Source organism: Streptomyces sp. NPDC043680 (assembly GCF_056436685.1).
In genome coordinates this window covers 96,717-109,525 of sequence record NZ_JBWKCE010000012.1, presented here as the reverse complement: position 1 = coordinate 109,525, position 12,809 = coordinate 96,717, and the positions used below count along the sequence as shown (strand labels likewise).

General features: G+C 70.7%; 9 protein-coding genes. 1 reads left to right on the top strand and 8 read right to left on the bottom strand.

Annotated features, from left to right (window positions below; genetic code table 11):
• The first annotated feature begins 31 nt into the window (after window positions 1-31).
• A complete protein-coding gene (locus AC0666_RS23350; RefSeq protein ID WP_478708226.1) occupies window positions 32-1,180 on the top strand; it encodes a PLL family lectin in 1,149 nt (382 codons plus the stop codon).
• A 42-nt stretch (window positions 1,181-1,222) separates the two neighbouring features.
• On the opposite strand, the gene AC0666_RS23345 is transcribed toward AC0666_RS23350, so the two are convergent.
• The 8 genes from AC0666_RS23345 to AC0666_RS23310 form a co-directional block, all read right to left on the bottom strand.
• A complete protein-coding gene (locus tag AC0666_RS23345) occupies window positions 1,223-2,824 on the bottom strand; it encodes a glycosyltransferase family 2 protein (protein WP_478708225.1) in 1,602 nt (533 codons plus the stop codon).
• Between the two features lie 13 nt (window positions 2,825-2,837).
• Window positions 2,838-3,641: an Ig-like domain-containing protein gene (locus AC0666_RS23340; protein WP_478708224.1), complete on the bottom strand. Its 804-nt coding sequence runs from the start codon at window positions 3,639-3,641 to the stop codon at window positions 2,838-2,840.
• Window positions 3,638-4,459 carry a rhamnogalacturonan acetylesterase gene (locus AC0666_RS23335; RefSeq protein WP_469156398.1) on the bottom strand — a complete coding sequence of 274 codons (822 nt, stop codon included), beginning with the start codon at window positions 4,457-4,459 and terminating at the stop codon, window positions 3,638-3,640. The genes AC0666_RS23340 and AC0666_RS23335 overlap by 4 nt, the downstream gene beginning before the upstream one ends.
• 2 nt (window positions 4,460-4,461) lie before the next feature.
• Complete coding sequence (locus AC0666_RS23330; protein WP_468585374.1) at window positions 4,462-5,967, bottom strand: SDR family NAD(P)-dependent oxidoreductase; 1,506 nt, start codon at window positions 5,965-5,967, stop codon at window positions 4,462-4,464.
• A gap of 69 nt (window positions 5,968-6,036) precedes the next feature.
• Complete coding sequence (locus tag AC0666_RS23325; RefSeq protein WP_468971574.1) at window positions 6,037-8,031, bottom strand: hypothetical protein; 1,995 nt, start codon at window positions 8,029-8,031, stop codon at window positions 6,037-6,039.
• Between the two features lie 162 nt (window positions 8,032-8,193).
• Window positions 8,194-9,255 carry a phage baseplate protein gene (locus AC0666_RS23320; protein WP_478708223.1) on the bottom strand — a complete coding sequence of 354 codons (1,062 nt, stop codon included), beginning with the start codon at window positions 9,253-9,255 and terminating at the stop codon, window positions 8,194-8,196.
• Between the two features lie 100 nt (window positions 9,256-9,355).
• On the bottom strand, window positions 9,356-11,485 hold the full coding sequence (locus AC0666_RS23315) for a 3-hydroxyacyl-CoA dehydrogenase NAD-binding domain-containing protein (protein WP_478708222.1): 2,130 nt from the start codon (window positions 11,483-11,485) through the stop codon (window positions 9,356-9,358).
• Window positions 11,482-12,702: a thiolase family protein gene (locus tag AC0666_RS23310; RefSeq protein ID WP_361712762.1), complete on the bottom strand. Its 1,221-nt coding sequence runs from the start codon at window positions 12,700-12,702 to the stop codon at window positions 11,482-11,484. The genes AC0666_RS23315 and AC0666_RS23310 overlap by 4 nt, the downstream gene beginning before the upstream one ends.
• Window positions 12,703-12,809 lie beyond the last annotated feature (107 nt).

Genomic DNA, 12,809 nt, shown 5'->3' with positions numbered 1-12,809 from the left:
GGACATACTCGGCAGAAGGGTGGACAGCGGCGTGATCCGAGGCAAAAGCGTTGGCCGGGCTGCCTCTTCGGCCCGCGGCGCCGAGGCCGGCGCCCTGCCCGGCGCCGGCGCCCCGCCCTTTGCGCCCCCGGCCGGAAACTGGCTGTTCGCCGGAGCCGACGGACGTCTGAGCGCCTACGCCAGCGGACCGCACGGCCTCCTGCGCTGGACCGAGGCCGCCGCCCCCCACACCGGCTGGACCGGCCCCGAGGCCCTCGACGTGCCCGGTTGGACGGGGGCCGTCTCGATGGCCCAGAGCCGCGAGGGATATGTCCACTTCGTCGCCCTCAGGGCCGCTGCGGACGGCTCCCGCAGCCCCGAGGTCATCGTGTCCACCCAGTTCCAGCCGGGCCGCGGCATCTACGACTGGCACAGCCTCGGCACCCCCGGCCTGCGCGGCGGCCCCCCGGACGACACCCTGGCCGGCCCCCCGCGCATCGCCGTCAACCAGCGCTCCGGCTCCACGCACGTCATCGTCTCCCTGCGCCACGGTGGCATCCTGCGGCGCAGCCGTAACGCCGAGGGCGTCTGGGGCGGGTGGAAGCCGGTCTCGCCCGAGCCCTACCGCGGTGACGCGACCCCGCTGATGGCGGTCGGCGGGCCGCTGGAGCTGCTCGCCCTCGGGCCGGCCGGAGCCGACCGCTGGGTGGGTGTCAGCCAGGGCCGCTTCCAGCTCGCCGACCGCATCCCCACGCCCGTCGTCCCGGGAACCCCGGTCCTGTACGAGACGGGCCCGCGCAGGGTGACGTACTTCTGGCGGTACCCCGGCGACGGCTCGCTCGTCGCCTGGCGCGCGGCCCAGGGCGGTGTCCAGAGCGGCCTGATGAGCCTGGGCGGCGCCGGGGGCCAGGGGGCGCCGGGTGTCGTCAGGGCCGTCATCGGCGGCTACGACTGCACCGTGCTCGCCCAGATCGGTGCGGAGGGCGACGTCGAACTCACGGCCTACGTCACCGAGAACGAGGGGTACGGCGCGTGGTGGGCCTCCCTCGGCGGCCACGGCGCCTACGCCCCGCAGGTCGCCGTCGACGCGGCCGGACGTCTCGTCGTCGCCGCCTTCGACGCCGACGGCACCCTCATCTGCGCCCGCCAGGACGCCACCCAGCCGGGGCTGGTCTTCGGCCCCTGGGACGCCGCCGCCTGAGGCGGGCAGCGGCGTCGGGCGCAGGCTGCGGCCGGCGGGCGGTCAGGCGTGCCGCGGCAGCGGCGTGCGCTGGGACACCTCGATGGTGAGCCCGCCGGACTCCGTGTAGTACGGGATGGCCACCAGCTCCATGCCCTGCCCACCGGGCGCGGCAGCGATCCGCACCGGCATCCGGGCGGTCGTGTCGAGATCGGCGGAGCGCCGTGGGCCGAGCCGCACCTCCTGCGTCACGCCCTCGAAGCCGACCGCGAGGTAAAGGTCCCAGGTGCCCGGGGGAAGGGGCCAGCCGCTGGAGGTCTGCGCGAGGTTGACCCGGGAGGAGAAGCGGCCCATCGCCCGGGGCCTGCCTTTGGCGTTGGTCAGGGTGTCGTCCCGGCGGGCCGTCACCGAGTAGCTCTCCTGCGCGCCGCTCGTGCGCTCCCGCAACACCACGCGGGTGGCACGGTCCTTCGTCGACAGCTGCTCGAAGAAGGCGAAGCCCTCCAGCAGCAGCATCGGCCCGTCCCAGCGGGCCTTCTCCAACTGGTGGGTGACCGTCATGTCACCGGTGATGTCGAACAGCTCGTCCGGCAGGGCGACCTGCGGGTCGCGGAAGAACGGCAGTGTCGTGAACACCCGGCCGTTCTCCACCGTCTTGCGGACGGCCGGCCGGTCCTTGTCCGCCTCGAAGGCGGCCATCTGCTGCGCCTCGGCGAACCGGCCCTGCGCGAGCAGGGCGTACCGCACGGCCACCATCCGGGGCAGCAGGGCCAGCGCCCCCGGCGAGGCCTGGGTGCGCAGCACCTCGGCCGCGCCCCACAGGGCCTGGTCACGCTCCGCCGCGTCCGCGGCGGACAGCAGGGCGGCCTCGGTCGCCTTGCCGAGCTCCACCTCCAGGTGGCGGGACTGCAGCTTGTCCCGGCGCGGGCCCTCGGGCAGCTGCGAGGCGACCACGCCCAGCATCCGGGAGGCGAGGGCGACCCGGTCCGGCAGCGTCGCGCGCTCCGCCGGCGGGGCACCCTTGACCACGCAGGTCCCATCGCCGACGACGGAGACGTTGTCCGCCCCGATGAAGGCGGCGGCGGTGAACGCCTGGTCGTCGCCGATCGGCATGTCGGTCGGGAAGCTCAGCCCCCGGCGCTGCAGCATGCTGGTGCGGAACAGTTTGTCCGGCGTCAGCGACCAGTAGACCCGCGAGGCGTACACATCGGCGTAGGCCTGGTTCTTGCGGAACATCGAGGTCGCGACCGCATGCCGGCCCGCGCTCTCCAGTTTCCCGAGCACGACGTCGGCCTCGTGGGTGTCGGCGGCCGTGACCATCCGCTCCAGGGCGTCGGGCGCCAGCCGGTCGGTGGCCTCCAGGAAGGTGACGTACCGTCCGCGCACCTGGCTCAGCGCCCAGTTGCGGGCCGCCGCCGGGCTGAGCCCGTGGGACACCTGGCCCGCGCGGACGAACGAGGGGTACTGGTGCGCCGCACGGGCCAGTACGGACCCGCTCTCGTCGGTCGAGCCGTCGTCGACACCGATGATCTCCAGCCGGTCCGTGCCGATGGACTGCACGAGGACGGAGGCCAGACAGGCGTCGAGCGCGGCGGCCTGGTTGCAGACCCGGACGGCGACCGTGACGTCCTTGACGTCGGTGGCGCCGACGACGGCGGTGTTCATGATCTCGGGATCCTCATCGGTTCTGCGGGGCGGCGGGGCGGGGCCACGGCATCTCCCCGGTGAGCTCGGGCCATTGCCAGGGGCGCGGCGCGCTGTCCGCGGGATGCTGCGGGAAGGCGCCCGGGATGTGTTCCAGCGAGCCCACGAAGACGTTCACGTGCGAGGTCAGCTTGGCCGACGCCGCCGTGCCCACGGTGTAGGTGAACCGGTCGTAGCCGGTGAAGCCGGGGGCGGGCGCGTAGGTGGCCCAGCCGTCCTGCGACAGCTCCGCCCGGCCGCTCTTCGGCTGCGTCACGGAGATCGCGGTGCTTCCCGCCGGGGCCCCCGACAGCACGTTCACCGTGCCCGGCCGGCCCGGTTCGGTCGCGATCCGCAGGCCGCGGGCCGTGGGCGGCCGCAGCGGCAGGGGCTCGGCGGCGAGCTTGCCCGTGCGCACGAGCTTGCGGCCGGACGCGTCCGGGATGCCCACGAGGATGCGGGGGCGGATGCTGCGCGCGGTGGCCGAGTCGCCGACGCGCAGGTGCAGGACCCCCGTCGTCTGCTCCCCGGCGTCCGCGCGGACCCGGAACCAGCGCTGCCGGGGGAAGTACTCCAGCCCCTGCACGCCGACGATCTCGCCGACGGCGGTCAGCGGTTCCTCCGTCAGGTACGCGCAGCCGCGCGAGGCGCCCTGGTCGGGAGCCACGGACAGGCCGAACTGGAGGGTCTCGCCCGGGGACGCGCCGCGCCGCGGGTCGGCCGAGCTGTACAGGGCCGCGTAGACGGTGCCGAGCGAAGGGGTGTCGCCGACGGCCTGTCCCCGGCGGAGGAGGTTCACGCGGTGGACTCCTTGCGTACTGCGGGCTCGGACACCCGGGACTTCGTACGGTGCGCGAACGTGTCCTCGTCCAGCCAGCCCATCTCCTCGTAGGAGAACCGGCGGCGGTCGAGGTCGCGGACCCAGTGGGAGGGGATGACGCCCTGCTCGGCCAGGCTCCGGGCGACGAACCGGGCGCACTCGACCGCGCCCTCCGCCCGCAGGTGCACGTTGTCCCCGTCCTGGACGTTCTCCAGGAGCGGCTCGCCCGGTCGCAGATACGTGAAGACGAGCTTGGACGACTCCGGCCCGAGCTCCTCCCACCACTGCAGGCTCTGGCCGTACAGGTCGACGACGGGGACGTGCTCGTCCTCGGCCAGCTGCCGCGCGGCGAGCGGGTAGTCGCCCAGGAAACGGGCGACGTTGCCGTGGGCGTCCATGCGGCGCCGCTCGTACGGCAGCAGGATCACCGGGTGGGCCTGCCGCTCCCGCGCCCCGTGCACGAAGGCGGCCATGTGCTCCTGGAAGGTGGAGAACGGCTTGGTGTGCAGGCCGGGGTCGGTCTTCCAGTCGATCTGGCCGAAGCCGAACAGCAGGTAGTCGCCGGGCTCCAGTTGGTCGAGGATCCACTGGAGCCGCCCGCGCTCGCGGAAGCTCTTCGAGCTCGCACGGGCGCGGGCGCAGTTGACCACCTCGACCGCGTCCGTGAGGAAGAGCGGCAGCGTCTGCGCCCAGCCCGCCATCGGCAGGTAGCTGTACGGCCGGGTGACCGCCTCGGAGTCGCCCGCCACGAAGATCCTCCGCGGCCGGTGCTGCTGCTGCCCGGGTGCGTACGTCACGCCTAGACCCCCTGGTCCTCCGTGGTCTGGATCAGCACGGACGCCAGGGCCGCCTCGAAGCCGGAGCGCTGCGCCGGCGTCGTGGTCGGGTCCTGCTTGCGCACGTCGATCACGTGGCCGGTCATCTCCGAGACGAGGACGTCCAGGGAGGTCAGGGCCACCGACTCGGAGGTCAGCAGCGAAGAAGAGGGCTCCTGGCCGAACGCCTTGGTGCGCATCGGGGTCGCGGTCCGCTCCGGGTTGACGCAGTTGACCCGGATGCCGTCCTCGGCCCACTCGTCGGCCAGCGCCTGCGTCAGGTTGACCATGGCGGCCTTGGTCGAGGAGTACAGGCTGTACTCGGCGCGGCCGCGGGTGTAGCTGCTGGAGGTGAACAGCAGCAGCTGGCCCCGGGTCTCGCTCAGGTACTTGTACGAGGTTCGGGCGATGTTCACGGGAGCGAGGTAGTTGACCTCCAGCGCCTCCCGGATCGTGTCGTTGTCGGTCTCGTCGAGGCGGCCGACGCGCAGCACGCCCGCGGTGTTGACGACGTAGTCGATCCGGCCGGTCTCGGCGTAGGCCCGGGCGAGGGCCTCCTCGACGTGGTCGAGGTTCTCCACGTGCGTACCGGTCGAGGTGCGGCCCAGGGCGAAGACGCGGGCCCCGAAGCCCTCGGCGATGCGCGAGATGTCGGCGCCGATGCCGTACGAGCCGCCGAAGACCACCATCGTCTTGCCGGCCAGCTGCTCCCGGTAGGCCTGCTCGCCGGCCTGTGCGGGCGCGGCGTGGGAGGCGAGCTGGAACAGCTTGTCGGCGATGAACACGTCGACCGGCTGGGTGACCTTCATGTTGTAGTCGTCGCCGGTGACCACGTGGACCGGGACGTCGGGCAGGTACTTGACGACCACCGAGCAGTCGTCGGTGGCCTGGAAGAACGGGTCCGCGGCCGCCCGGTCGTAGGCGGCGCGGATGGTGGACAGGCGGAAGCCCTGCGGGGTCTGGCCGCGGCGCAGCCGGGAGCGGTCGGGCACCTCGGTGATGAACTCGCCGTCGTCCCCGTGGGTGCGGGTCACGATGACGGTGTCGGAGGACGGGATGGCTACGTCGACGGCCTGGTAGCGCTCCAGGGACTCCACGCATTCGCGGACGACGCGCTGCGAGAGCAGCGGGCGCACCGCGTCGTGGAAGAGGAGGTTGCAGTCCTCCCCCTCGGCGAGGCCCGAGGCCGCCGCGCTGATGGCGATCCGGGTGGTCTCGCTGCGGGTGGAGCCGCCCGCGAGGACCTGCGTGACCTTGCCCAGGCGGGCCCGCTCGACGATGCGCCGCGCGTCGTCCACGTAGGCGGGCGTCATGAGGAGGATCACCTCGTCGACGTCCGGGGCGTTCTCGAAGATGTGCAGCGTGTGTTCCAGGATCGGCTTGCCGGCGATCTTGATGAGCTGCTTGGGGATTTCGAGCCCGATGCGCTGACCGGTGCCCCCGGCGAGAACGACGGCGATGGTGCGACGGGGGGCAGGTCTGGAGGACACGGGCTCCTACTTCCTGGGGTGGGGATGCGGCACGGCGGTGGACGGCGGGGGTGGGACGGTGCGACGCGGTCACACGGAGTGGGGGATCGGCTCCGGGTATTCGATGGGGAAGTCGCGCAGCCCCCGCCGGTAGAGGTTGTTCGCGGCCGCGTTGAAGCGGACGATGCTGGGCGGGTACTCCTCGCCGAGGAGGTATTCCTTGAGCTGCTCGCGGTAGGGCGCCATGACGTCCTCGCGCGGGTTCAGCGTCGCCTCGATGGCCTCCGCCAGACCGTTGCAGTCGCCGTCGAGCAGGTAGGAGGCGTACGCCGTCCGCTGCTCGTTGCGGAACTGGTCGTCCGGCAACCCGTCGAGGTTGAAGATGGCGTACGGCTTCAGCGTCGCGACGAAGTCGGAGACGACGCTGGACATGTCGCCGATGAGCAGGTCGGACTGGTTGAAGCAGTCGTAGAGGGCCGGGATCCGGTCGGTCACCACGTGGTGCGCGGAGTCGGGTACGGCGCTCCAGTACAGGGCGCCGGCCTGGTTGCGGCTGCGCCGGATGCGCGCGGTCCGCTCCTCCTCCGTGAGGTCCGGGTACTTGGACCGGACGCCGCGCTCGGAGAGCTCGGCGATGCGCTTGTCGATCCGGGCGAGCTTCTTGGCGGCGGCCTTGGAGTCGGTGAGGTTGCGGCCGAAACGTCGCGCGTTGTCCTCTTCCAGGAGGGCGATGACGCGGCGGTGGGCGGCGGCGGCCTCGGCGGAGCGTGAGCCGGTGAGCGGGTGCGGCTTGTAGATGATGCGGATCTCGCGCTCGTAGTCCAGCAGCGCCTTGATCAGTTTTTCGCCGGCCGGGATGACCGAGGTGTAGCAGGCGTCGTCGGTCCAGCCCTCCCAGGTGGGGGCGTAGATGACGGTGGGGATGGGGCCCGCGACCTTTCCGGTCCAGCGGTGCAGGGGCATCAGCTGGGGGCGGCCGACCTCGACGATCTGGTGGTGCGAGACGGCGTGCTTGATGCGCTCGTAGCGGTCGCGGCCGGCCCGGCCGGCCACCCAGATCTCGTCGAACACCTTGCTGACGCGGTTGCTGCTGGCGAGTTTGTCGCTGTCGCCGTGGCCGATGAACACGTGCTTGACCTCGGCGCGCTGGAGCATGTGCACGTTTTTGCCCGCATTGCCCGGGTAAAGGGCGACGCGGAGTTCCGGCATTTCGATACGCGCCAGATTGTCTGCTTTGGGAATGCAGATGACGGGCACGGACGTCGCGTCCAGGTAGCGCAGGGTGGCCCGCTCGCGCAGCACGATGATGGGCCGCAGTTCGAGCGCCTCCAGCGATTCCAGCCACATGTTGACCTGGTACATGAAGTCTTTGGAGATGGCCGCGAAGGTGAAGTAGAGCGCGACCTGGGGGCGGTATTCGGCCAGCTGGTGGTTGAGCTCGTCGATGGCCTCGTCGGTGGTGGGCAGCTTCAGCGCGTTGCGCGCGTCGGGCACCAGCACCAGCAGGGAGAAGTAGGCGAGGAAGACGGTGGTGATCATGCCGTACGTGACGTAGCGCCAGTCGTCCGTCGCGATGGTGGCGAGGGATCCGGCCACCAGCGGGATGTCCAGGTGCAGCGTCTTGCGGACGTGCTTGTTCATCAGGAACGGGTGCGGCATGCGGCGGATGCCGAGTGCCTCAAGGTCCAGCCCGCGCGTGGTGAACGGCAGCTCGTTGCGCATCTTGCGGACGTGCTTGAGCAGCGCGCCGTACGCGAGCTGGAGGATGAACAGCAGGAGCAGGCCGATGGTGGTCATCTGGGCCACGAACGACTCGATGTCCGAAACCGCACCGCACAGGCCCAGCAGCAGGAACTGGCGGATCAGGAAGCGCATGGTGAGGCCGAAGCGCGAATCGCGCAGCCGCTCCAGGGTCGTCGACTCGGTGTTGTGCAGCATCAGGTCGGCGATGTAGCTGAGGGCGGCGCAGCCCGCGAACAGGGGGAGGGAGACGAACGCGACGGCGACCAGCATGCCCAGGAAGCTGAGGATGAGCCCAGAGGTGATCAGAACGCCGAGCACGGCGCGCAGCCGCTTGGAGCCCATGGTGCGGTGCCTCCCCTGTGGAGGTATAAGAATCCCGTGAAGTGTCGCAGTAGTATAAGCAGCCTTGTGGACGGCTCTAGAACGCCGGGTGAACCGCGGGCCAATGATTAACGGCTTCGTAGCACGGAATATGTGACCTTCGCCGCTCCGTCTCCGGAGCTCTCAGCCGGTGTACTGATACAGCGCCAGCTCGCGCCGGTCCTTCGCCTTCACGGAAAATCCGACACACAAAGCAGCCCGTGACCCGACCCGCCTGACCGCGATTCCCTCCGGCTCCCGGAAGGGCAGATCCGGTGCGACCGTCACGCGGTGGCGCCCCTGCGCCTCCCCGGTCCGCACGTCAATCACGGTGATGTAGGTATTTCCGCCGGACTTCGGCGGGTTGTCCCCGTTCTTACCGGTATACGGACCACCGGTCAGCACGTAGACGTGGTCCCCGTACAGGGCGCAACCCTGGAACCACTCCTCCTCCTTGACCTGTACGCCGGCCTTGACGACCTGTGCGGCGCCGAAGCGCCCGGCCAGGAAGTCCTGCATCCCGTATACGGCGAACCGGTGCACGCCCTCCTCCTCGCGGCTGACCAGCACCCGCTCACCGGCCAGGTCGAGCGCGGGGGAGACGCCGGAGGCGCCGGGGAGCGGCTCGAAATGCCGGACCGAGGGGTCGGAACTGTCCAGGACCGCGCCGTCCTTGAACGGCACCCGGACCACCGAGCGGCCGTATCCGCTCTCGGTGTCCGCGTTCCCCTCCACCCATATGTACGTACGCTGGCCGGTCGGCTCGACACCGAAGGAAATGCCGTGCCCGAAACCGCGCAGATACATATGCCCGAGCGTTTCACCGGAACTGCTCAGCCGGGTCAGGCACATATCGCCGGCGTCCTTGCGGTCGCCCGCACTCACCGGCTCTTCCTCGTCGTCGAGCCGGATACCGCCCTGCACCGTCTGCAGCGTGTAGACCTGCCCGTTCGTGTCGTCGAACGCGAACGACTGCGGTCCCGTCGTATTGAAGAGCGCGGTCGAGGCCAGCAGCCGCGTGCCGGTCCGCATGTCGAAGTCGCCGGCCATCGGCTGGGTGCTGTCCGGCTCGCGAGGGCCGTCCTGCTCCGCGGAACCCGGCCGCAGGGCCCAGGTCAGCCCGCCGGTGGTGGTGAGCCCGGCGGCCACCGCGCCGCCCGCGAACAGCAGCGTGCGGCGGCTGAAAGGTCTCTTGCCATCCGCCATGCACCGTATTCTGCCAGCTTGCACGGGCTGCCCCGCGGCCGCCCCCGGGAACGGCGGAAGCCCGCCCCCGAGGGGACGGGCTTCCGCGGCGCACCGCCGACTAGGCGGGGACGCTCGCCACACCGGGGGCGAGGAACTTCTTTCCGTTCACCCGCTCCGAGACGCCCTCGCGGTCCAGGTACGGCGTGATGCCGCCCAGGTGGAAGGGCCAGCCGGCGCCCGTGATGAGGCAGAGGTCGATGTCCTGGGCCTCGGCCACGACACCCTCCTCCAGCATCAGGCCGATCTCCTGCGCCACCGCGTCCAGGACGCGGTCGCGGACCTGCTGCTCGGTCAGGACGCTGTCGCCCTGCACCAGGAGCGCGGCGACCTCGGGGTCCAGCTCGGGCTTGCCCGAGTCATAGACGTAGAAGCCGCGCTTGCCGGCCTTGACGACGGCCGCGAGGTTCGCGGAGACCGTGAAGCGCTCCGGGAAGGCGCGGTTCAGGGTCTCGGAGACGTGCAGGCCGATCGCCGGGCCGACGAGCTCCAGCAGCACCAGCGGGGACATCGGCAGACCGAGCGGCTCGATGGCCTTCTCCGCGGTCTCGACCGGGGTGCCCTCGTCGATGACGTTCTGGATCTCGCCCATGAAGCGGGTCAGGATGCGGTTCACGACGAACGCCGGGGCGTCCTTGGTGAGGACCGCGGTCTTCTTCAGCTTCTTGGCGACACCGAACGCCGTGGCCAGCGAGGCGTCGTCGGTCTGCTCACCGCGGACGATCTCCAGCAGCGGGAGGATCGCGACCGGGTTGAAGAAGTGGAAGCCGACCACGCGCTCCGGGTGCTGGAGCTTCGAGGCCATCTCCGACACCGACAGCGAGGAGGTGTTGGTGGCGAGGATCGCGTGCGCCGGAGCGACCGCCTCGACCTCCGCGAACACCTTCTGCTTGACGGACATCTCCTCGAACACGGCCTCGATGATGAAGTCCGCGTCCGCGAAGCCCTCGGCCTTGTCGAGCACACCGCTCACCAGGGCGGTCAGGCGGTTGGCCTTGTCCTGGTTGATGCGGCCCTTGCCGAGCAGCTTCTGGATCTCGGCGTGGACGTAGCCCACACCCTTGTCCACGCGCTCCTGGTCGATGTCGGTGAGGACCACCGGCACCTCCAGGCGGCGCAGGAACAGCAGCGCCAGCTGCGAGGCCATCAGGCCCGCGCCGACGACGCCGACCTTGGTGACCGGGCGGGCCAGGGACTTGTCCGGGGCGCCGGCCGGGCGCTTGCCGCGCTTCTGGACCAGGTTGAAGGCGTAGATGCCGGAGCGCAGTTCGCCGCCCATGATGAGGTCCGCGAGCGCGGTGTCCTCGGCGTCGAAGCCCTTCTGCAGGTCGCCGTCCTTCGACGCCTCGATGATGTCGAGGGCGCGGTAGGCGGCCGGAGCCGCGCCGTGCACCTTGGAGTCCGCGATGGAGCGGCCGCGGGCGACCGCCGCGTCCCAGCCCTCGCCGCGGTCGACCTCGGCGCGTACGACCTCGGTCTCGCCCTTGAGGACCTTCGCGGTCCACAGCAGCGACTGCTCCAGGAAGTCGGCGCCCTCGAACAGCGCGTCGGCGATGCCCAGGTCGAAGACCTGCTGCCCCTTGAGCTGCTTGTTCTGGTTCAGCGAGTTCTCGATGATCACCGAGACCGCGCGGTCCGCACCGATCAGGTTCGGCAGGATGGTGCAGCCGCCCCAGCCCGGAACCAGGCCGAGGAAGACCTCGGGCAGCGAGAAGGCCGGGATGGCCTTCGAGACGGTGCGGTAGGTGCAGTGCAGACCGACCTCGACACCGCCGCCCATCGCCGCGCCGTTGTAGTAGGCGAAGGTCGGAACGGCCAGGCCCGCAAGGCGCTTGAAGACGTCGTGGCCGCCCTTGCCGATGGCGAGCGCCTCGTCGTGCTTCTTCAGCAGCTCGACGCCCTTGAGGTCGGCGCCGACCGCGAAGATGAACGGCTTGCCGGTGATGCCCGCGCCGACGACGGAGCCGGCCAGGGCCTCCTGCTCGACCTGGTCGATCGCCGCGTTCAGGTTGGCGAGGGACTGCGGGCCGAAGGTGGTCGGCTTGGTGTGGTCGAAGCCGTTGTCCAGCGTGATGAGCGCGAAGCGCCCGGCGCCGAAGGGCAGGTCCAGGTGGCGGACGTGCGCCGAGGTCACGACCTCGTCCGGGAACAGCTCGGCCGCGCCCTTGAGGAGCTCAGTGGTGGTGCTCACTTGTCGTCTCCCTCGAAGTGCGGGTTCTCCCAGATGACCGTCGCGCCCATGCCGAAGCCGACGCACATGGTGGTCAGGCCGTAGCGGACGTGCGGCTGCTCCTCGAACTGGCGGGCCAGCTGCGTCATCAGGCGGACGCCGGAGGAGGCGAGCGGGTGGCCGAAGGCGATGGCGCCGCCGTACTGGTTCACCCGGGCGTCGTCGTCGGCGATGCCGTAGTGCTCCAGGAAGGCCAGCACCTGCACGGCGAAGGCCTCGTTGATCTCGAACAGGCCGATGTCGTCGATCGTCAGACCGGCCTGGGCGAGGGCCTTCTCGGTGGCCGGGATCGGGCCGTAACCCATGACCTCCGGCTCGACACCCGCGAAGGAGTATGAGACCAGGCGCATCTTGACCGGGAGGTTGTTCTCCCGGGCGAAGTCCTCGGACGCGATGATCGCGGCGGTGGCACCGTCGTTGAGACCGGCGGCGTTGCCCGCGGTGACCCGGCCGTGCGTACGGAACGGGGTCTTCAGGTTCGCCAGGTTCTCCAGCGTGGTGCCCGGGCGCATCGGCTCGTCGGAGGTGACCAGACCCCAGCCCGTCTCACCCGCCGCCTCGTTGGTGTTGCGCACCGAGATCGGCACCAGGTCCTGCTGGATCTTGCCGTCGGCGTACGCCTTGGCGGCCTTCTCCTGCGAGCGCACGGCGTACTCGTCGGCGCGGAGCTTGGTGATCGTCGGGTACCGGTCGTGCAGGTTCTCGGCGGTCATGCCCATGAAGAGGGCGGACTCGTCGACCAGCTTCTCGGAGACGAAGCGCGGGTTGGGGTCGACGCCCTCGCCCATGGGGTGGCGCCCCATGTGCTCGACACCGCCGGCGAGGGCGACGTCGTACGCACCGAAGGCCACGCCGCCGGCGACGGCGGTGACGGCGGTCAGCGCACCGGCGCACATGCGGTCGATCGAGTAACCCGGGACGGACTGGGGGAGGCCCGCGAGGATGCCGGCCGTGCGGCCCAGCGTCAGACCCTGGTCGCCGATCTGCGTGGTCGCGGCGATGGCGACCTCGTCGATCTTCTTGGGGTCCAGGTCCGGGTTGCGGCGCAGCAGCTCCCGGATCGCCTTCACGACGAGGTCGTCGGCGCGGGTCTCGTGGTAGATGCCCTTCGGGCCCGCCTTGCCGAACGGGGTGCGGACGCCGTCGACGAAGACGACGTCCCTGACGGTACGAGGCACGTTGGCTCTCCTCCAGGTGCGGGATGGCACTGCTGCGCGTGGACGCCACTCACTGAGCGGGCGCTCACCTGGCCCATGCTACTTGCGGGTAACCCATGTGGACACCC

Coding starts and splice junctions, on each gene's coding strand:
- AC0666_RS23345 (WP_478708225.1), bottom strand. CDS start 2,824: ATGAACACCGCCGTCGTCGGCGCCACCGACGTCAAGGACGTCACGGTC.
- AC0666_RS23325 (WP_468971574.1), bottom strand. CDS start 8,031: ATGGGCTCCAAGCGGCTGCGCGCCGTGCTCGGCGTTCTGATCACCTCT.
- AC0666_RS23320 (WP_478708223.1), bottom strand. CDS start 9,255: ATGGCGGATGGCAAGAGACCTTTCAGCCGCCGCACGCTGCTGTTCGCG.